General features: G+C 67.8%; 21 protein-coding genes. 8 read left to right on the plus strand and 13 right to left on the minus strand.

The annotated features are described in order from the left end of the window. Positions 1 to 70 precede the first annotated feature (70 nt). Entirely contained in the window at positions 71 to 586 is a 516-nt protein-coding gene (locus JHW45_RS09460; protein WP_272857456.1) for a hypothetical protein, read from the minus strand. Positions 587 to 719: 133 nt separating this feature from the next. On the opposite strand from JHW45_RS09460, the gene moaA reads away from it, so the two are divergent. Continuing rightward, entirely contained in the window at positions 720 to 1,721 is a 1,002-nt protein-coding gene (gene moaA / locus JHW45_RS09465; protein WP_272857457.1) for a GTP 3',8-cyclase MoaA, read from the plus strand. A 75-nt stretch (positions 1,722 to 1,796) separates the two neighbouring features. Here moaA and ggt read toward each other — a convergent pair whose 3' ends face one another. The 10 genes from ggt to yajC form a co-directional block, all read right to left on the minus strand. Then, positions 1,797 to 3,608 carry a gamma-glutamyltransferase gene (ggt, locus tag JHW45_RS09470; protein WP_272857458.1) on the minus strand — a complete coding sequence of 604 codons (1,812 nt, stop codon included), beginning with the start codon at positions 3,606 to 3,608 and terminating at the stop codon, positions 1,797 to 1,799. Between the two features lie 129 nt (positions 3,609 to 3,737). After that, complete coding sequence (locus JHW45_RS09475; protein WP_272857459.1) at positions 3,738 to 4,280, minus strand: DsbE family thiol:disulfide interchange protein; 543 nt, start codon at positions 4,278 to 4,280, stop codon at positions 3,738 to 3,740. Beyond that, positions 4,273 to 4,416 carry a heme exporter protein CcmD gene (gene ccmD / locus JHW45_RS09480; RefSeq protein ID WP_272857460.1) on the minus strand — a complete coding sequence of 48 codons (144 nt, stop codon included), beginning with the start codon at positions 4,414 to 4,416 and terminating at the stop codon, positions 4,273 to 4,275. The genes JHW45_RS09475 and ccmD overlap by 8 nt, the downstream gene beginning before the upstream one ends. Further along, a complete protein-coding gene (ccmC, locus tag JHW45_RS09485; RefSeq protein ID WP_272857461.1) occupies positions 4,413 to 5,138 on the minus strand; it encodes a heme ABC transporter permease CcmC in 726 nt (241 codons plus the stop codon). The genes ccmD and ccmC overlap by 4 nt, the downstream gene beginning before the upstream one ends. Positions 5,139 to 5,179: 41 nt before the next feature. Continuing rightward, the gene (gene ccmB, locus JHW45_RS09490) at positions 5,180 to 5,836 is read right to left on the minus strand and encodes a heme exporter protein CcmB (RefSeq protein WP_272857462.1); all 657 of its coding nucleotides are present in this window, start codon (positions 5,834 to 5,836) and stop codon (positions 5,180 to 5,182) included. A gap of 91 nt (positions 5,837 to 5,927) precedes the next feature. Further along, complete coding sequence (gene ccmA / locus JHW45_RS09495) at positions 5,928 to 6,563, minus strand: heme ABC exporter ATP-binding protein CcmA (protein ID WP_272857463.1); 636 nt, start codon at positions 6,561 to 6,563, stop codon at positions 5,928 to 5,930. Then, positions 6,560 to 6,913: an Mth938-like domain-containing protein gene (locus tag JHW45_RS09500; RefSeq protein ID WP_272857464.1), complete on the minus strand. Its 354-nt coding sequence runs from the start codon at positions 6,911 to 6,913 to the stop codon at positions 6,560 to 6,562. Before JHW45_RS09500 ends, ccmA begins: the two co-directional genes overlap by 4 nt. After that, positions 6,913 to 7,893: a protein translocase subunit SecF gene (gene secF / locus JHW45_RS09505; RefSeq protein ID WP_272857465.1), complete on the minus strand. Its 981-nt coding sequence runs from the start codon at positions 7,891 to 7,893 to the stop codon at positions 6,913 to 6,915. The genes JHW45_RS09500 and secF overlap by 1 nt, the downstream gene beginning before the upstream one ends. Position 7,894: 1 nt before the next feature. Then, entirely contained in the window at positions 7,895 to 9,559 is a 1,665-nt protein-coding gene (secD, locus tag JHW45_RS09510) for a protein translocase subunit SecD (RefSeq protein WP_272857466.1), read from the minus strand. 32 nt (positions 9,560 to 9,591) lie between these two features. Beyond that, positions 9,592 to 9,921, minus strand: a complete 330-nt coding sequence (yajC, locus tag JHW45_RS09515; RefSeq protein WP_272857467.1) for a preprotein translocase subunit YajC — start codon at positions 9,919 to 9,921, stop codon at positions 9,592 to 9,594. 233 nt (positions 9,922 to 10,154) lie between these two features. Here yajC and mazG point away from each other — a divergent pair, with 233 nt between their 5' ends. Then, positions 10,155 to 10,982: a nucleoside triphosphate pyrophosphohydrolase gene (gene mazG, locus JHW45_RS09520; protein ID WP_272857468.1), complete on the plus strand. Its 828-nt coding sequence runs from the start codon at positions 10,155 to 10,157 to the stop codon at positions 10,980 to 10,982. A 74-nt stretch (positions 10,983 to 11,056) separates the two neighbouring features. On the opposite strand, the gene JHW45_RS09525 is transcribed toward mazG, so the two are convergent. Both JHW45_RS09525 and dusA read right to left on the minus strand, forming a co-directional pair. Next, positions 11,057 to 11,872 carry a sulfite exporter TauE/SafE family protein gene (locus JHW45_RS09525; protein WP_419181790.1) on the minus strand — a complete coding sequence of 272 codons (816 nt, stop codon included), beginning with the start codon at positions 11,870 to 11,872 and terminating at the stop codon, positions 11,057 to 11,059. 4 nt (positions 11,873 to 11,876) lie between these two features. Continuing rightward, entirely contained in the window at positions 11,877 to 12,893 is a 1,017-nt protein-coding gene (gene dusA, locus JHW45_RS09530) for a tRNA dihydrouridine(20/20a) synthase DusA (protein WP_272857470.1), read from the minus strand. A 331-nt stretch (positions 12,894 to 13,224) separates the two neighbouring features. Between dusA and JHW45_RS09535 the strand changes: the two genes are divergently transcribed. The 6 genes from JHW45_RS09535 to gndA all read left to right on the plus strand — a co-directional run bounded on the left by JHW45_RS09535 (position 13,225) and on the right by gndA (position 19,740). Beyond that, positions 13,225 to 14,832: a coiled-coil domain-containing protein gene (locus JHW45_RS09535; protein ID WP_272857471.1), complete on the plus strand. Its 1,608-nt coding sequence runs from the start codon at positions 13,225 to 13,227 to the stop codon at positions 14,830 to 14,832. 30 nt (positions 14,833 to 14,862) lie between these two features. Continuing rightward, on the plus strand, positions 14,863 to 15,903 hold the full coding sequence (locus JHW45_RS09540; protein WP_272857472.1) for a TAXI family TRAP transporter solute-binding subunit: 1,041 nt from the start codon (positions 14,863 to 14,865) through the stop codon (positions 15,901 to 15,903). Positions 15,904 to 16,230: 327 nt separating this feature from the next. Beyond that, on the plus strand, positions 16,231 to 16,911 hold the full coding sequence (locus tag JHW45_RS09545; RefSeq protein ID WP_272857473.1) for an MOSC domain-containing protein: 681 nt from the start codon (positions 16,231 to 16,233) through the stop codon (positions 16,909 to 16,911). Beyond that, positions 16,908 to 17,762 carry a pyridoxal kinase gene (gene pdxY, locus JHW45_RS09550; RefSeq protein ID WP_272857474.1) on the plus strand — a complete coding sequence of 285 codons (855 nt, stop codon included), beginning with the start codon at positions 16,908 to 16,910 and terminating at the stop codon, positions 17,760 to 17,762. The genes JHW45_RS09545 and pdxY overlap by 4 nt, the downstream gene beginning before the upstream one ends. Positions 17,763 to 17,804: 42 nt before the next feature. Beyond that, positions 17,805 to 18,275 carry a PaaI family thioesterase gene (locus JHW45_RS09555; RefSeq protein WP_272857475.1) on the plus strand — a complete coding sequence of 157 codons (471 nt, stop codon included), beginning with the start codon at positions 17,805 to 17,807 and terminating at the stop codon, positions 18,273 to 18,275. Between the two features lie 67 nt (positions 18,276 to 18,342). Continuing rightward, the gene (gene gndA, locus JHW45_RS09560; RefSeq protein WP_272857476.1) at positions 18,343 to 19,740 is read left to right on the plus strand and encodes an NADP-dependent phosphogluconate dehydrogenase; all 1,398 of its coding nucleotides are present in this window, start codon (positions 18,343 to 18,345) and stop codon (positions 19,738 to 19,740) included. Positions 19,741 to 19,755 lie beyond the last annotated feature (15 nt).

Consider the following 19,755-nt stretch of genomic DNA (forward strand, 5'->3'; position numbering starts at 1 on the left):
TTCTAGCCCCGCGCCGCGCGGGCTGCCACCATGATCTTGCTAACCCGCGTGCGGGCCGGCCAATGCGGGGTCAGGACCGGAACACCTCGATCGTCGGCAGATCGGTCAGGGACACGCCGATCAGCTGCAGCGCCGGCAGCGAGACCTGGCTGCCGCCGCTGGCCGGCCCGTCCAGCGGGATCAGATCGACCTTGGCCGACTTGCCGTTGGCGGGATTGACGATGCGGCCGATGCCGCGCGCGCTGACCAGCGGTGTCTTGATCCAGAACCCGCCCTCGGTCGGATCGCCAAGCGAGGCGATGGTGGTGCCCAGCCTCGTCTCGGCCGCCTGCGGGGCCTGGGCTGCGGCGGCCTTCTGTTCGGCGGTGGTGGTGTCCATCTGCGCGGCACTGGCGCGGGCGGCGGCGCGCGGGGCGGGCGCGCGGGTGATCGCGGTGGCGGCGGCCACCTGTTCGGGCGTCAGGGCGGTCTCGATCGGGGCCGCCCGGTCCGCGGCGGCGGGGCGGTCCTGCGTCGTGGTGACCGCAGCCGGGGTGCAGGCGGCAAGCGCAAGCGTGGCCAGAACGGCCGGTGTGGACATCCGCATTGGGGCGCTCCTTCGCGTGGCAGTTGCGGCAGGTTAGACCGGCTTGGCCGTGCGCGTCCACCGGCGGTTGCGTGATCGCGCGCGGCTTGTGTGTTCGCCGTCACATGCCTAGATTGGTTGTATGGAGACCGCATTGCACCCGCCCCTTGTCGACCCGTTCGCCCGGCCGATCACCTATCTGCGGGTCTCGGTCACGGATCGCTGCGATTTTCGCTGCGTCTATTGCATGTCCGAACATATGCAGTTCCTGCCCAAGGTCGAGTTGCTGACGCTGGAGGAGCTGGACCGGCTGTGTTCGGCCTTTGTCGGGCTGGGCGTGCGCAAGCTGCGCATCACCGGCGGCGAACCGTTGGTCCGGCGCGGCATCATGCAGTTCTTTCGCGGCATGTCGCGCCATCTGGGCGCCGGTCTGGACGAGTTGACCCTGACCACCAATGGCAGCCAGCTTGGCCGCTTTGCCGGCGAACTGGTCGATTGCGGCGTGCGGCGCGTCAATGTGTCGCTGGACACGCTGGATGCCGGCAAATTCGCCCGGATCACCCGGTGGGGCCGTCTGCCGCAGGTGCTGGACGGCATCCGCGCCGCGCAGGATGCGGGGCTGCGCGTCAAGATCAACGCCGTCGCGCTGAAAGGCGTCAATGATGACGAATTGTTCGATCTGGTCGGATGGTGCGGCGATCAGGGCCACGATCTGACCTTCATCGAGGTCATGCCGATGGGCGATCTGGGGAATGAGGATCGGCTGGACCAGTACTGGTCGCTGTCGGATCTGCGCGCGCGTCTGGCCGAACGGTTCACGCTGACCGAACTGGCCGAACGCACCGGCGGGCCGGCCCGCTATGTCAGGCTGGACGAGACGGGGCAGAAGATCGGCTTCATCACCCCGCTGACGCATAATTTCTGCGAAAGCTGCAACCGCGTGCGGCTGACCTGCACGGGCGAGTTGTTCATGTGCCTGGGACAAGAGGATCGCGCCGATCTGCGCGGGCCGCTGCGGGCGGGGCCGGACGATCACGCGCTGCGCCAGACCATCCGCGCCGCCATCGCCCGCAAACCCAAGGGTCACGATTTCGACTATTCCCGCCAGCAGGTCACCGGCCAGATGAGCCGCCACATGAGCCATACCGGCGGCTGATCCCTGATCTTGCGATGAAATTTCGGTCCGGGCGCAGGGTTTGCCGCGCGCCCGGATGCAAGATTTGGCCGTTTGTCAGCCGCCCAATGCGATGCCTTCGCGGCGCGGATCGGCGCCGCCCGACAGCCCGTCCGGCGTGATGGCGATGCCGTGCAGGCCGGAATTCAGGTCGGTCTCCTCGACCTCGAACCCCAGATCGGTCAGCGCCTGCGTCAGCCCGGTCGCATCCGTCCCCTGTTCGACATCCATCGTGCCGAAGCGGTTGACGATATTGGGCAGCGCGATGGCCTGCTGCACATCCATCCCCCAGTCCAGATGGCCGATGATTGCCTTGGCGACATAGCCGATGATCCGGCTGCCACCGGGCGAGCCGATCACCAGTACCGGCTTGTCGTCCTTCATCACGATGCTGGGCGCCATCGAGGACCGCGGCCGCTTGCCCGGCTCAAGCCGGTTGGCGATGGGGTATCCGGCGTCGTCATGGGTTTCGAAGCTGAAATCGGTCAGCTCGTTGTTCAGCAGAAAGCCTTGCGTGAACAGCCGCGATCCGAAACCGTTTTCGATGGTCGTGGTCATCGACAGCGCGTTGCCGTCCGCATCCACGATCGAGATATGCGAGGTCGAGGGAAACTCGATCGCGCCGTCCTGCCCCCACAGCATCGCGTGGCTCCAGCCGGGGCTGCCGGCGCTGACTTCGGGCAGGGCGTCGTCGCCCGCCAGCAGCTTGCCGCGTTCGGACAAGTAATCCGGGGCGACCAGACCCTCGGTCGGCACCGGCACGAAATCGCTGTCGGCCATGTAGCGGCCGCGATCCGCGAAGGCCAGGCGCGAGGCATCGCCGATCAGCCGCCAGCTTTCGGGGTTCTGCGCCCCCAGACCGGCCAGATCGTAACCGCCCAGCATCCCCAGGATCTGGCCCACGGTCAGCGCGCCCGACGATGGCGGCCCCATCCCGCAGATGTCGTGGTCGCGATATTCGGCGCAGACGGCGGGCCGTTCGATCACGCGATAGCGGGCCAGATCCTCGGTCGACAACAGGCCGGGATTGCCCTCGGCGTTGCGGACCGTGTCCACGATCCCCTCGGCGATCTGGCCGTGATAGAACGCATCGCTTCCCTCGGCCGCCAGCCGGCGCAGGACATCTGCGTAATCGGCGTTCGTGATCGTATCGCCGGCCGCGATGGCGTTTCCGTCGGGAAAGAAATAGTCCCTGGTGGCCGCGAATCTGCCCAACCGCTCGCTGTCCTCGGCCACCAGATCGGCCAGGCGCGGCGAGACGGCGAACCCGTCCTCGGCCAGGTCGATGGCGGGCTGGAACAGGCTGCCCCAGTTGACCTTGCCCCACCGCCGATGCGCGGCTTGCAGCAGCGCGGGCGTGCCGGGCGTCCCGACCGAGCGTCCGCCGACCACGGCATCGTAAAATTCCAGCGGCTCGCCCTGATCGTTCAGGAAATAGGTCGGCGTCGCGGCCAGCGGCGCGGTTTCGCGCGCATCCAGCGTCGTCAACTCGCCGCTTTCGGCGTCATACCAGACCAGAAACGCGCCGCCGCCCAGACCCGAGCTTTGCGGCTCGACCAGCCCCAGCACGGTCTGCACGGCGATCATCGCATCGGCGGCGCTGCCGCCGCGTTCCAGCACGCCGGCCCCCGCCTCGACCGCCAGCGGATTGGCGGCCGCGACCATCCAGTTCTGCGCCGTGACCGGCTGGCCCTGATCGCGGGACGTGATCGCGTCGCGGGCGGCCTGACCCAGACCGGCGAATGCGTCCTGTCCCGCGGCCTCGCTGGCCGGTTCGGGCGCTATGGCGTCGGTGGCTTGCTGGGCCGTGGCGGGCATGGCCCAGGCGCTGCCAAGCAGCACCGCGATTGCAAGGCTGTTCCGTGTCATCGTCACCTCCCCTGATGTTCTGACCGGATCAGTCTGTCCCCTGACACCCTCGGGCGCAAGCCGCGCGTGATCGGCGGGGCGGCGGCTCGCCCATTGCGACGCCGCACACCGTGTCGCGACGCGGCGGCGTCAGCCTTCGGCGTCCAGCGCCTTTTGCAGTTCGGGCAGAAAGCGGGTCTGATAATCCTCGCGCACCAGGGGGCCGGCAAAGCGGAACAGCACCCTGCCCTGCCCGTCGATGATGAACGTCTCGGGCGGGGCGGTCACGCCCCAGTCGATGGCCGCGCGTCCCTTGGGATCGGTGGCAAGGGCGTGATAGGGGTCGCCGTCCTGTTCCAGAAAGGCCAGCGCGTTTGCCGGCGGGTCCTTCAGGTCCACGCCATAGACTGGCAGATCCTGCGAAAGCCGGGTCAGCGTCGGATGTTCGGCGCGGCAGGGCGGGCACCAGCTGGCCCAGAAATTCACCAGCTTCACCCCCGGCTCGCGCAGCATCGCATCGGTCAGCTGCACCTTGTCCGGCAGGGTCGTGGCGGGGATCGCCGGCGCCTCGCGCCCGACCATGGTCGAGGGCAGACCGGACGGGTCCTCGCGCCCCATGCCCCACAGGAACACCCCCGCAATCGCCGCGAAGACCAGCGGCGGAACCGCGACGAGGGGCGAAAATCTAGCCATGCTTCACCTGTTTCTCCAACGCGCGCCGGGCGCGGGCGTTGGCCGCGATGCTGTGCCAGATGATTCCGGCCAGCAGTAGCCCCGACACGCCATAGGCGGTCAGCACCGTGCCCGCATATTTTCCCAGTTCGATCATGTCCGCATCTCTCTTGCCTGCAATGCGGCCAGACGCCGCCGTCGGATCTCGGTCCGGGTGCGGACCAGCAGCAGGGCCAGAAACAGCAGGAAGAACCCCAGCATCGACAGATACAGCGGATAGCGATAGACCGCGCTCATCCTTTCGCCCGGCGCGACGGACAGGCTTGCGCCCTGATGCAGCCCCTGATTCCAGAACAGCACGGCATAGCGCGACAACAGCGCGAAGACCGATCCGACCAGACACAGCACCCCGGTCAGATCGGCGGCGCTGTCGGCATCGTCGATGGCGGACCACAGCGCGATATAGCCGACATAGAACAAAAACAGCACCAGAAAGCTGGTCAGCCGCGGGTCCCATTCCCACCATGTGCCCCACATGGGCTGGCCCCAGATCGCGCCGGTCGCCAGCGCGATCAGCGTCATCACCGCGCCCACCGGGGCGGCGGCCTTGGCGGCCAGCGCGCTGACATGGTGGCGCCGGATCAGCCAGATCAGCGAGGCGATCAGCATCATCACCCAGATATTGATCGCCATCATCGCGGCGGGCACGTGCAGGAACACGATCTTGACCGTCGATCCCTGCCGGTAATCCTGCGGCGTCAGGAACCCCCAGACCAGTCCGCCCACCGTGCAGATCGCGGCCGCAGCCGCGACCCAGGGCAGGATCGCGCCCGACAGGCGCATGAACTTGACGGGGTTGGCGTATTCCCAGATCGACATAGCGTTTCCCTAGCCGCGGCGGGGGCCGGGCTCAAGTCACATCAGCGCAGGTTGACGCGCAAGGCGGCGGCTGCGGCAAATGGCATCAGCGCCACGACCAGGGCGGTGATCCCGGCCAGAAACAGCATCGGCGTGGCCGGATCGCCGCCGGCGGCGGCGCGGCGGACGATATCGGTTCCGAAGATCAGCGTCGGGATATACAGCGGCAGGACCAGCAGCGACAGCAGCAGCCCGCCGCGCCGCAGCCCGACCGTCAGCGCCGCCCCGAACGCGCCCAGCATCGACAGCGCCGGTGTGCCGACCAGCAGCGAGGCGATCAGCCACGGCGTGGCGGCACCGGGCAGATGCAGCAGCACCCCGAACAGCGGCGCGGCGGCGACCAGCGGCAGGCCGGTGGTGATCCAGTGGGCGATGGCCTTGACCGCCACGACCCCCTCCAGCGGGACGGGCGCGGTTGCCAGCAGGTCCAGACTGCCATCCTCGTGATCCAGCGCAAAGATGCGATCCAGCGACAACAGGCAGGCCAGCAGCGCGCCGATCCACAACATGCCGGGCGCGATGGGCCGCAGCGCGGCAGTCTGCGGGCCGACGCCAAAGGGCACCAACGCGCACAGGATCAGGAAAAAGGCGACGGCCAGGCCGAAACCGCCGCCCGCGCGGGTGGCCAGCACCAGATCGCGCGTCAGCAGCGCCAGCATCGCGCGCCCCCGGATGAGGCGGGCAAAGCTGGGATGGCCGCGCGATGGCCGCCGCGGCGCGTCGGGCAGACGGCACCCGCGTCCGGTGCGCTCATGCGAACGCCTCGTTGAAGCCGGCCGGTTCTGCGCGACGTCCGGGGACGGCGCGGAACGCGGTCAGGTCCAGCACGCGTGCCTCGGCCAGCCCCAGATCCAGATGCGTGGCCATCAGCGCCGCCCCGCCCTGGGCCAGATGGGCGCGGATCACGGCGCCGAAACGCGCGACCGACGCGCCATCCAGCGAGACCGTCGGTTCATCCAGAATCCACAGCCTGCGCCCCGTCACCAGCAGGCGCGCCAAGCCCAGACGCCGTTTCTGGCCCGCCGACAGAAAGCCCGCCGGACGATCGGCCAGCGCCGCCAGATCCATCGCGGCCAGTGCCGTGCCGATGCCGCCGTCATCGCCGCCGAACACGCGCGCCCAGAAGCGCAGGTTTTCGGCCACTGTCAGCGCCAGTTTCAGCCCGTCTGCGTGGGCGGCATAGGCGGCCGCATCCTCGGGCATCGCGATCTGGCCCGCGACCGGCGGCTGAAGACCCGCGATGGTGCGCAGAAGCGTCGTCTTGCCGATGCCGTTGGGGCCGCGCAGGATCAGCGCCTGACCGGCAGACAGGGAAAAGCCGACACCCTCGACCGCCCGGATCCCGCCGCGCGCCACGGCAAGGTCGTGGACGGACAGCAGCGTCATACCGGCAAAAGCGCGCAGGCGACGCGGCGACCTTCGGACAGGGTCACGTTATAGGTGCGCGCGGCGGTGGGCGAGGCCATCGCCTCGACCGCGATCCCCGCCTGTTCCAGATCCTGCGCCAGATCGGCGGGCAGATGCGCGATCTGCGCACCGGTGCCCACGAACAGCACGTCGATCCGGCCGGCCAGGTCCAGCAGCGCGGCCCGATCCTGCAATCCGGCCCAGTCGCGGCACCCCTCGCCCGTGGCCAGGACCGGGCCGTGAAACACCTTGCCGCCGACCCGGAAAAAGCCGGGGCCATAACCGTCCACCGGAACGGCACCGTCGAAATCCGTGGGGTTCATCGCCATCAGGGCGCCTCGGCGTTCGAAAAGGGCGAGCCGTCCTGTTCGGGGTCCTTTTTCGACCAGTCGCGCTTGACCCCCAGCCACAGCACCACGTTCTTGGCGATATAGACCGAGGAATAGGTGCCGATCAGGATGCCGAAGGTGATCGCGAAGACAAAGCCGCGAATCACGTCGCCGCCCAGGATCAGCAGCGCGATCAGCGCCACCAGCGTCGTCCCCGAGGTCATCACCGTGCGCGACAGCGTCTCGTTCACCGACAGGTTCATCAGGTCGCGCAACGGACGTTTCTTGTATTTCATCAGGTTTTCGCGCAGCCGGTCGAAGACGACGACGGTGTCGTTGATCGAATAGCCGACGATGGTCAGCAGCGCGGCGATGGTGGTCAGGTCGAACTTGATCTGGAAGGCGGCAAAGACGCCCATCGTGATCAGCACGTCATGCAGCAGCGACACGATGGCGCCGACGGCGAACTGCCATTCGAACCGCAGCCAGATATATACCGAGATCGCGGCAAGCGAGGCCAGCACGGCATAGATCGCGGTCTGGATCAGCTCGCCCGAAACCTTGGGGCCGACCGATTCGATCTGCGGGAAGGTGATCGACGGATCGACCTCTTGCAGGGCGGCCTCGATGGCGCTGATGGTTTCGGGGGTGACGGCCTCGGTCCCCTCCTGCGCGCTGACGCGGACCTGGGCGACGTGCTGATCCTCGCGGAAGGTGGGGTCATAGACCTGCGTGATCGCCACATCGCCCAGATCCAGCGGTTGCAGCGCCTGGCGATATTCGCCCACATCCACCGCCTGCGTCGATTCGGTGCGGATCGTGGTGCCGCCCTTGAAGTCGATGCCGAAATTCAGCCCGAACACGAACAGCGCCACCACCGACAGCACCGCCGCCACCGAGGATAGCCCGAAGGTCAGCACCTGCCAGCGAAAGAAGTCGATATTGGTGTTGTCGGGAACCAGTTTCAGTCGGAAAGCCATGTCATACCTCGATCTGGCGCGGACGGGCGCGTTCGAACCAGGCAATCGTCAGCAGCCGGGTCACGAACAGGGCGGTGAAGACCGAGGTGACGATGCCGATGGTCAGCGTCACAGCGAACCCCTTGACCGGACCCGAACCAAGCACGAACAGGATCGCGGCGACGATCAGCGTGGTGATGTTGGCGTCGATGATCGCCGACATCGCGCGTTCATAACCCTGCTCGATGGCGCGCGCCGGACCGCGGGCGGTCTTCTTTTCCTCGCGGATCCGCTCGAACACCAGCACGTTGGCGTCCACGGCCATGCCGATGGTCAGCACGATCCCGGCGATGCCCGGCAGCGTCAGCGTGGCCCCGATCATCGACAGCACGCCGAAGATCAGCCCCATATTGACCGCCAGCGCGACCGAGGCGAACAGGCCGAACAGCCCGTAGGACAGGATCATCAGCACGATGACCGCCACGAACCCCACGGCCGAGGCGATGCGGCCCGCGTCGATGCTGTCCTGCCCCAGCTCGGGCCCGACGGTGCGTTCTTCCAGAAATGTCAGCTCGGCCGGCAGCGCGCCTGCGCGCAGCAGCACCGCCAGCCGGTTCGCCTCTTCATAATCCATCGAGCCCGAGATCTGGCCCGACCCGGTGGTGATCGCCTGCCGGATGACCGGGGCCGAGATCACCTGATCGTCCAGCACGATCGCAAAGGGTTGGCCGACATTGGCGCTGGTATAGGCGCCGAACTTGCGCGCGCCGGTCGGGTTGAAGCGGAAATCGACCGACGGCATGCCGTTCTGGTCGGTCGAGGGCAGCGCGTCGGTCAGTTCCTCGCCGGTGACGACCGGCGTTTCTTCGACCGTGTAATAGACGCCTTCCTGATCGGCGGCGGGCAGAACGACCTGGCCGATGCCCACGCGGGCATCCGGGTCCGCGCCCGTTCCCACCACCGGATTGAAGGTCAGCTTCGCCGTCGTGCCGATCAGCGCCTTCAGTTCGGCCGCCGATCCGATGCCCGGAACCTGGATCAGGATGCGGTCGGTGCCCTGGCGCATGATCGTCGGCTCTCGCGTGCCGACCTCGTCCACGCGGCGGCGGATGATTTCCAGCGATTGCTGGATCGTGCGGTCGTCGGTGACGGCCTTTTCGGCGTCGGACAGCCGGATCGTGATGGCGTTGCCCTGCGCGTCGATGGCAAGGCTGGATTGTCCCGCCCCGGTCAGGGTCGTCACCGGTTCGGAAAATCCGCGCACGATCTCGACCGCGCGGGCCAGCTGGTCGGGCTGCCCGATCTCGATCTTCAGGACGCCGTCGGGGGCGGGCACGCGGCGCACCGCGCCGATGGTCGCACGTTCGTCGGCCAGCGCGCGGCGCAGTTCCGGCCACAGCGAATCCATCCGCGCCTTGTAGACCTGATCGACCTGCACCTCGCCCAGAAGATGCGCGCCGCCGCGCAGATCCAGCCCCAGATTGACCAGCCCGCTTGGCAGCCAGCCCGGCCAGCCGTCGCGCGCCTGCACCAGTTCGGGCGTCGTCACACCGGTCTTTTCAATAGTGGCCACGGCGTCGTTATGCGCCTCGACCCGGTTGTAGAACAGGTTGGGCATGGCATAGGCCAGCCCCAGAAGGCAAATCCCGATGATCAGGATGCGCTTCCATCGGTCGATCTGAAGCATCTTGGCCTACGCCCTTCCGGTGTTGTGACGGCTCAGCCGTTGGCGGCCGCCGGTTCGGTCTTGTTCAGCACCTGCGCCACGGTGGAACGGACGATGCGGACCTTGACGCCCTGCGCGATCTCGACCTCAAGCTCGTCGTCGCGCACGGTGGCGACCTTGCCCAGAATTCCCCCCTGGGTGACGACGTGATCGCCCTTCTTCAGCGCCTCGACCATCGCGCGGTGCTGCTTGACCCGCTTTTGCTGCGGCCGGATCATCAGGAAATACATGATCGCGAAGATCAGGATCAGCGGGATGAACTGCGCAAAGGCGGCACCGGAACCGGCACCGGCAGCCTGGGCAAAGGCGGGGGTTGCGAACATCAAACTTCCTCTCGGTGTGCGGACCGGATAACCCGGCCCCTTCGAATTGGCGCGCAACCTATCTGCGCGGCCGGTCCTTGGCAAGAAAGCCCGCAGCGTTCCGCGCGCGACAGCGGCCCACGCCTGCGTGAGGGGGGCGGCGCCGGACGATGCGGCGGACCCGCTTGCAGGTGGACTTGGCCGCCCCGCTGTGGCAGTCGGGCGGCATCCGCATCTTGCAAGGCGATGTTGCCATGACCGACCAAGCCCGCGACGACATCCGCGATCCGGCGGCCCAGATCGTCCGCCTGATCGACATCATGGCCGCGCTGCGCGATCCCCGAACCGGCTGTCCGTGGGACATCGAACAGGATTTCGCCTCGATCGCGCCCTATACCATCGAAGAGGCGCACGAGGTCGAGGACGCGATCCAGCGTCAGGCCTGGGACGAGTTGCCGGGCGAACTGGGCGATCTGCTGTTGCAGGTGGTCTTTCACGCCCAGATGGCGCGCGAGGCGGGCATGTTCGATTTCGCCGACTGCGCCGCCGCGATCGCAGACAAGCTGGTGTTTCGCCATCCCCATGTCTTCGGCAGCGAATCGCGCGACAAATCGGCCGAGCAGCAGGTCCGGGACTGGGAGGCGATCAAGGCGGTCGAACGCGCCGGCAAGGCCGAGCGCGGAACGCTGGACGGGGTGGCGTTGGGCCTGCCCGCGCTGACGCGGGCGGTCAAGTTGCAGAATCGCGCGGCCCGCGTGGGCTTTGATTGGCCGGGGCCTGAAGACGTGCTGGACAAGATCGCCGAGGAAACCGCCGAACTGGTCGAGGCGCGCGACGATCTTGGCCCCGACGCGCTGGAGGAGGAGTTCGGCGATCTGCTGTTCGTGATGGCCAATCTGGCGCGGCACCTGAAGATCGACCCGGAACTGGCCCTGCGTCGCGCCAACGCCAAGTTCACCCGCCGTTTTCAGGCGATCGAGGCCGCGCTGGCCGCCCAGGGCCGCCGCCCCGAAGACAGCGATCTGGCCGAGATGGACGGGCTGTGGAACCGCGCCAAGGCGGCCGAGAAGGCAGCCGGGTAAAGGGGGGCGCTGCCCCCCGTCGCGTTCCGCGACGCCCCCCGAGGTATTTGGCAAGAGGGCGAGGGGCGGGCCGGTCAGCCCGCCAGCGCCTTGCGCAGCATGTTCAGCGCAACGAGGAACAGGAAAATCGCGAAGTAACGCTTGAGCCGGGGCGGATCGGTGCGATGGGCCAGCGCCGCCCCCATCGGCGCGGTGATCAGCGTCATGCTGATCGTGACCAGAAACGCCGGCAGGTTGACCGACCCCACGGTCCATGGAGGCGCGTTCGTCGCCGGCAGCAGCAGGAAGGTCGCCACCGACGGCACCGCGATCAGCACGCCGAACCCCGCCGAGGTGGCGACCGCGCGGTGGATCGGACGCCCGTGCAGCGACATCAGCGGCACGCCGATACTGCCGCCGCCGATCCCCAGAAGCACCGACAGAAACCCGATCAGCGGCGAGATCAGCCGGCGCCGCCAGCCCTCGGGCATCCGGTCGGCCAGACGCCAGTGCGGACGCGAGACGGCCATATAGGTCGCGATGACGATGACCAGCACCGCAAAGATCATCTGCAACACGTGGGTGCGCAGCGATCCGACCGTCAGCACGCCCAGCAACGCGCCGATGGCGATGCCCGGCGCCCAGCCCTTCAGGATCGGCCAGTCCACCGCGCCCTTGCGATGATGGGACGAGACCGACCGCAGCGAGGTGACGATGATCGTGGCCAGCGACGTCGCCAGACAGATCTGCATCAGGTCCGGCCCGTCATACCCGGCCTGCGCGAACACGAACAGGAAGGCAGGCACCAGCACGATGCCGCCGCCCACGCCCAGCAACCCCGCCAGCACGCCGGCAAACGCCCCTGTGGCCAGCAATGTCAGGCCGGGAAGGACCAGATCGGCCATGGCCATCCGGTCAGGCCGGTCCTGCCGCGCCGGCCAGCGCTGTGGCGTCCCGAGTGTCGGGTCCGCTTACCAGGGCCAGCGCGGCGTCATAGACCTCGATCCCGCCGGACGATGCGCCCTCGGACAGGGTGCGCCGCCAGGCTCGGGCGCCGGGCTGGCCGTGAAACAGGCCCAGCATGTGGCGGGTGATCTGGTGCAGGCGTCCGCCCGCCCGCAGATGCGACCGGATGCGCGGGCGCATCGCGCGGGCCACATCAAGGGCGCTGCCCGCCACGGGTGCCGCACCCCACAGGCGGTCCGCCTCGCCCAGCATGTCCCAGGGCCGGTGATAGGCCGCCCGCCCGATCATCACCCCGTCCATCGCACGAAGATGGTCGCGCACCGCATCCATGCTGTCGATGCCGCCGTTCACGGACAGGTGCAGGTCGGGAAATTGGCGCTTCATCGCGTGGACCAATTCGTGATCCAGCGGCGGAATCTCGCGGTTCTCGCGCGGGCTCAGCCCTTGCAGCCACGCCTTGCGCGCGTGGATGGCGATGCGGCCGATACCGGCATCGCGCATCCGCGCCAGAAAATCGGGCAGCACCTGTTCGGGGATCTGGTCGTCGACGCCGATCCGGCATTTCACCGTCACCTCGACCGGGCTGACCGATTGCATCGCGGCCACGCAATCCGCGACAAGGCCGGGCTGTTTCATCAGGACCGCCCCGAAACAGCCGGACTGCACCCGGTCACTGGGACAGCCGACATTCAGATTGATCTCGTCATAGCCCCAGTCGGCGGCAATGGCGGTCGCCTGACGCAGCTCTGCCGGGTCCGAGCCGCCCAGTTGCAGCGCCAGCGGACGTTCGACCGCGTTGAAATCCAGCAGCCGCGCGCGGTCCCCGTGCACGATGGCGGCCGAGGTGACCATCTCGGTATACAGCAGCGCGTGGCGCGACATCATCCGGTGAAACATCCGGCAATGCCTGTCCGTCCAGTCCATCATCGGGGCGACGGATAATCTTGCGTGTTCGGCCAGTTTCATCTTCTTTGCAACTTCACCAGAAAAACGCGCGCCTGTCGGCCTTGAGAGGGGCAGGATGGCCCGTTGTCCCGCCTATAGACCATGCGCGCGGCAGAGGGAAACCCGCCAGCACCGGCACCCTGCCGGCCTGCCGATGTCCGCCCGCATGAAAGAGGCTGGCGATATTCGTCATTCATAATGGAAAACAGTCTGCCGCATTATGTGCGATCATATTTGGATTTTTCCAGACATTCGGCGATGAATATTGACATGAAGGCCACAATTCGCATCCTTGACATCCAGCCTGGAGAAAGTCGTGGCGCGTTTGTGTTTGTCAGCCGGCCCGGCGGCGATGTTTCTTGCGACCGCCCTTCTTGCGCCCTTGTCGGCGCAGGCCCAGCAACAGGATGCTGAACGCGCCCATGCGCTGCGGCAGATCATCGCGACGATGGATGAGGAAGTCGCCCAGCTTGAGGCGCGGGCACAGGCGGCGCGCGACCAGCTGGACGATCTGGCGGAACGGCAGGACAAGGCGAAACGGCTGGAGGCCGAGATTGCCGCGCAACAGGCCGCTTTGCCCGATCTGGAACAGAAAGCCGCCGAATTGCAGCAGGATATTCTTGGCCTGAGGGAAGAACGCGATGCCATGCGGGCCGATCTGGAACAGCGCGCAGCCATCGCGGTGGAAACCGACCGGCTGGCCGACGAAATGGCGGCGGAACAAGCCGCGCTGGAACAGCTGTCGCAGACCGTCGCGGATCGGCAGTCGTTTCTGACCGGAACCGAGGCGCGGACGGATCGGCTGCGTGCCACCCTGCGCCGCCTTGTTGCCGCACGCGATGCCGCGCGATCCGAGGCAGAGGCGGCAGACCGCAAGCGCCGCGAGGCACAAGAGACGCTGGCGGCGCAGATCGGACCGCTTCGGACCACCATCGACACCATGACCGAACGCATCGCACGCGGGCAGAAGGAAGCGTCGGATCTGGATGCGCGGACGGCCGATCTGCGCGCCTCGGTTCAGCAACTGACCGCCGATCGCGACGCGCTGACGGCCGAGGCCGCAGAGGCGCGCGATACGGCCGACGCGCAGCAGGCAAGGCTGGACGCGCTGCGCGAAGAGGCCGATGCGCTGCGCCGCGACATCGCCGGCCTGACCGAAGAACGCGACGGGCTGACGGCGGCTTCCGAACGCGCCGCCGCCCTTGCGGCACAGAATGACAGCCTGAGCCGGACAATCGCGGATCAGCAGGCGCAGGCCGACCGCCTGCAAGCCAGCATCGCCGAACGCCGGCGCAGCGTCGAGACGCTGGCGGCGCGCGAAGACGAACTGCAACGCGCCATCGGTGAACTGGACGAAAACCGTCAGGCGCTGCGCGAAACGGCGGGACGCGCGGATCAGGCCGAACGCGCCGCGCTGCAAGCCGACATCGCAGACATGCGGCAACAGAGGGATGCCGGGATGCAGGAACTGTCGGGTCTGCGCGACCAGCTTGCCCGCCTGTCGCAACAGCGCAACGCCTTGGCCGAGGTCGCGACGCAGCTGCAACAGCAGCAGGACCAAAGCGCGCAGCTGAGCCGGGCGATCGAGGCGCAGCAGCAGGAATCGCAGCAACTGGCCGACCGGATCGCCGCGCAGCGTGACCGGCTTGCGCAGATGGAAGAAGATGAAGATGCCGCCGAGCCGGCTCAGCCCCCGGACCAGGCCGTGCCACAGATCGGTGCGGCGGTGGCCGTGGACGACACGCCGGATGCGGCCGCGTCCGCGCCGGGTCGGCGCGCGGCTGACGTGGATGCGGTTCTGTCCAGCGCGCCCGGCCTGCCCCGCGCCGCGGACCGGCTGGACCGGCTGCGCGAATCGCTCATTGCGGGCGCATGTGCGCCCGATGCACTGCAACAGGTCCAGGACCCCATCAACCGGCAGGCCCTGCTGGCGCTGCTGTCGCGTCTGTCACCCTGCTGAAAGACCGGCGTCACAACAAAGGAGAGACGCATGCGACTGTCAAAGCCCCTTCGGACCCTGGCGCTTGGCCTTGGTCTTGTTCTTGCGTCGCTGTCGTCCGGCGCGGCGCAGGAACCGCCCATCAACATCATGACGGGATCGCCGACGGGCACCTATATCCAGTTCGGGCGCGACATGCAGAACCTGATGGCGAATTGCGGGCAGCAGATGGGCGTGGTCGAATCCGCCGGCTCGCTTGAGAATTTCCTGGGCGTGCGGCAACGGCGGCAGACGCAGTTCGGGATCGTGCAGAACGATGTGCTGGAATACATGCAGACCTTTGCCGGGCAGGACCCGGCCGTGGCGCGGACGATCCGCGGCGTGCGCATCGCCTTTCCGCTTTACGACGAAGAGGTGCATATCCTGGGCGTGAAGGACATTGGCAGCCTTGCCGATCTTGCCGGCCGGCGCGTGGCCATCGGCACGGAAAACAGCGGCACCTTCCTGACATCGTCGTTGATGCTGTCGCTGACCGGGATCGAGCCGGCCGAAAAGCTGACCATCGGCCCGCAAGAGGCGCTGGCCGCGCTGAAGGCCGGCGATCTGGACGCGTTCTTCTATGTCACCGGCGCGCCGGCCCCGATCTATGCCGATGAGGACATCGACGGCGACCGGTTTCATCTGGTGCCGGTGGCCGACGACACGTTGCGCAGCGTCTATACGCCGACCACGCTGGCGGCGGGCACCTATCCGTTCCAGACCGAGCCCGTCGATCTGGTCGCGGTCAAGGCGGTGCTGATGACGTTCGAATACGACATGCGCGGCAACGCCTATCACCGTGCGGCCTGCGACGCGGTGTCGGACCTGTCCTCGCTGATCCTGACCCGGCTGGACGATCTGCGCGAAGACGGTCATCCGAAATGGCAACAGGTGGATCTTGAGGCGATCCCGCCGGGCTGGGACATCAGCGCCTGCGTCAATCGCGGCATCAGCCCCGATTACGTTGCGTCCTGCACGGCACCCGAGGCCTCGCCCGACAGCGATGCGAACGCCGCCTATCGGCGCAATATCTGCGCGGTGATGGGCTGCTGACGGGCGCTGCATCCCGCCGCCGCGCACGCGGAACGTCCCCGCTGCCGGAACGGGATTGTTGACGGCGCGCGCTGCTGTTCAAATCGGCACCTGATTCGGCACTTTGGAAAGGGACAGCCCATGCAGCCTGCGATTCGACCGCCACTTGCCGCCAAGGCTGGCCGTCCTGACGATCGGGGTGGCGATCTGCCTAACTTGATCAGCATGGCGCCCGCGACGGGGTGGCTGGCGCAGGATCGCGCGCGGTCCTGATCCCGCCCGCCGCAACAGGGCCGGAACCGCGCGGGTCACAGCCCCCCGCGCCGTCCGGCTGCCAAGGAGATATTCATGCCGCGCCTGACCATCCTGACCGGCCGCGCCGCGCCGCTGGCCGACAGCGGACAGCTGAGCGGGATCGACAAGACCCCGGTTTCCGCCGCGCTGATGCTGGACACGAACGGTCTTGCCGGCGACGAACAGGGCGATCTGCGCCATCATGGCGGGCCGGAAAAGGCCGTGCATCACTATGCCCGCGATCATTACGCGGCGTGGCAGGCGGAGATCGGCGATCTTCCGGTGCTGGCGGCGCCGGGGGCATTTGGCGAGAACCTGTCGCAGCACGGCCTGACCGAAAGCGACGTGGCCGTGGGCGACATCTTTCGCTTGGGCAAGGCGCTGATCCAGGTCAGCCAGGGCCGCCAGCCCTGCTGGAAGCTGAACCACCGTTTCGGGGTCCGCGACATGGCCCGGCGCGTGCAGGACAGCGGGCGCACCGGCTGGTATTACCGCGTCTTGCAGCCGGGCATCGTCGCGCCCGGCGACGATCTGCACCTGATCGACCGGATCGCGCCGGACTGGACGATCCGCCGTCTGTGGCACGTCATGTATGTGGACCGCCTGAACCGGCACGATCTGGCGCAGATGGCCGCGCTGGACGTTCTGGCCGAGGGGTGGCGGCGTTATGCCGCGCGCCGCCTTGACAGCGGCCGGGTCGAGGATTGGCGCGGGCGTCTGGAGGGATCGACATGACGTCCGCCACGCCGGATCGTCCGCCGCTGGTGATCTCGGCGCAAAGCCAGGTCGTGCACGGCCATGTCGGCAACTCGGCCGCGATCTTTCCCATGCAGGCGGCGGGGCTTGAGGTTGCGGCGATCCCGACGGTGGTGTTTTCCAACACCCCCGACTATCCGACGCTGCGCGGCGCGGCGCTGGCCCCGGCGATGTTCGCCGACCTGCTTCTGGGCGCGGAGGAACGCGCCCTGCCGCAGCGCGCCAGTTTCCTGATGACGGGCTATATCGGCTCGGTCGAGGTGGCGGCGCTGCTGGTCGATTTCGTGACGCGCTGCAAGCGGACCAACCCCGATCTGGTCTATGTCTGCGATCCGGTGATGGGCGATCACGCGCCGGGGCTGTATGTCCCTAAGGCGATTGCCGACATCATGCGCGAAGGGCTGCTGCCGCTGGCCGATCTGGCGACGCCGAATTCGTTCGAGCTGACGCATCTGACCGGACACCCCATCGCCACGCTGGCGGATCTGAAGGCCGCCGCGCAGACGCTGCGGCTGGCGCCGAGCGCGCGGCTGATCGCCACCGGCTGCATCCTTCAGGACACGCCCCGCAATCATCTGGAAAGCGTGGTGCTGGGGCCGGACTCTGTCAGCCGCCATCCGACCCCGCATCTTCCGGTCGCGCTGCCCGGGACGGGCGATCTGTTCGCGGGGCTGCTGGTGGCCGGGCTGGGCCGGGGTCTGGCCACGCCGCAGGCCGTGGATCAGGCGCAGGCGCTGACCGGCATGGCGCTGGACCACGCGCGCATGATCGGCGCGCGCGAGGTGGTGCTGTTCGCCCCGGATTTCCGCCGCGCCCTGTTGCAGATGTGACCCGCCACGCGGCCTGACCCAAGACGAAGGAAGGAACAGAGAATGGAACTTGGCGCGCAACTGGACGAGGCCGCCATCCGCCGGGTGCGCGGCAGTTTCGAACGGCAAGGGCTGATGCGGCATCTTGGCGCGCGCATGACCGATCTGCGCGCCGGGATCGTGACGCTGCATCTGCCCTTTCGCGCCGAATTGACGCAGCAGCACGGGTTTTTCCACGCCGGCGGCACTGCGGCGATTGCCGATTCGGCGGGCGGTTATGCCGGCTACACGCTGTTTGCGGACGGGACCGAGGTTCTGACGACGGAATTCAAGCTGAACCTGATCAACCCCGCCCGCGGCGACCTGCTGGAGGCGACGGGCCGCGTGATCAAGCCCGGTCGCACGCTGACCGTGTGCCATCTGGATGTCTGGGCCATCGCCGGCGAAACCCGCATCCATTGCGCCACCGGCCTGCAAACGCTGATCTGCGTCCGTGCGGATCGCGCCGATGCAGCCCCGACGGAACGCGGCTGACCGCGTCGCGTGACTTTGCCCGGCCGCGCGCATAGAACGCAGGCGGCAGGCATCACGGGGGGCAGGCATGGCGCAACAGGCACGGATCGGGCTGATCGGGCTGGGAACCATGGGCGCGGCGCTGGCGCAGAACATCGCCGAAAAGGGTTTCTCGATTGCCGTCTGGAACCGCACCACGCAGGTCACGCGACAGTTTCACGCCGAGGCGGGCGATCTGGCGGACCGGATCGTGCCGACCGAGACGCTGGCCGATCTGGTCGACGCCGTCGCCGCCCCGCGCATCATCGTCCTGATGGTGCCGGCGGGCCAGCCGGTGGACGACCAGCTTGCCGCCCTGTCGCCGCTGCTGGCTGCCGAAGATCTGGTCATCGACGCCGGCAACGCCGATTTCCACAGCACCACGCTGCGCACCGATGCGGGCCTGCCCTTCGGTTTCATGGGCATCGGCGTCTCGGGTGGCGAGGACGGGGCGCGGCACGGCCCCTCGATCATGGCGGGCGGCACGCGGGCGCAATGGGATCTGGTGCAGCCGATCCTGACCGCCATCGCCGCCCGGGCCGAGGACGGAACGCCCTGCGCCGCCTGGATGGGTCCCCAAGGGGCGGGCCATTTCGTCAAGATGGTCCATAACGGCATCGAATATGCCGACATGCAGATGATCGCCGAAATCTACGGGCTGATGCGCGACGGCATGGCGATGGATGCCGGTGCGATCAGCCGGGTCTTTGCGGGCTGGAATGACGGCGCGCTGCGATCTTATCTGATCGAGATTACGGCCAGCGCCACCGCCACCGAAGATCCGCACACCGGCAGGCCTTTGGTGGACATGATCGTGGATCGGGCGGGCCAAAAGGGCACCGGCCGCTGGACCGCGATCGAGGCGCAGCATCTGGCCGCGCCGATCCCGGTGATCGAGGCGGCAGTGATGGCGCGCAACGTCTCGGCCCAACCGGACCAGAGACGGGCGGCAGAAGATCGCTTCGGCGCCGCGCCCACGCCGTGCCGCCTGGACACGGCGACGCTGGAACAGGCGCTGATCGCGGGCAAGATCCTGTGCTATGCGCAGGGATTCGCGATGATCTCGGCGGGGTCGGGCATGTTCGGCTGGTCGCTGCCGCTGCCGCAGATCGCGCGGATCTGGCGGGCCGGCTGCATCATCCGTTCGACCATGCTGAACGACATGGCGCGGGCGCTGGACGACCATCCCGACCGCAATCTGGTCCTGGCACCGCTGTTCGCCGACCGGATCGAGGCGGCGCTGCCCGCGCTGCGGCAGGTGGTGTCGCAGGGCATCGCCGCCGGCCACCCCCTGCCCGCGCTGGCCGGCGGGCTGATGTGGTTCGACATGATCCGGACCGCGCGCGGCACCGCCAACCTGATCCAGGCGCAGCGCGATTTCTTTGGCGCGCACGGATTTTCGCGCATCGACGGCATCGACGACAGCCATGGGCCGTGGGGCGGCTGATCGCCCGCGCCTTCC

The sequence above is a fragment of the Paracoccus stylophorae genome, assembly GCF_028553765.1.
In the GTDB taxonomy this organism is placed as follows: Bacteria; Pseudomonadota; Alphaproteobacteria; order Rhodobacterales; family Rhodobacteraceae; genus Paracoccus; species Paracoccus stylophorae.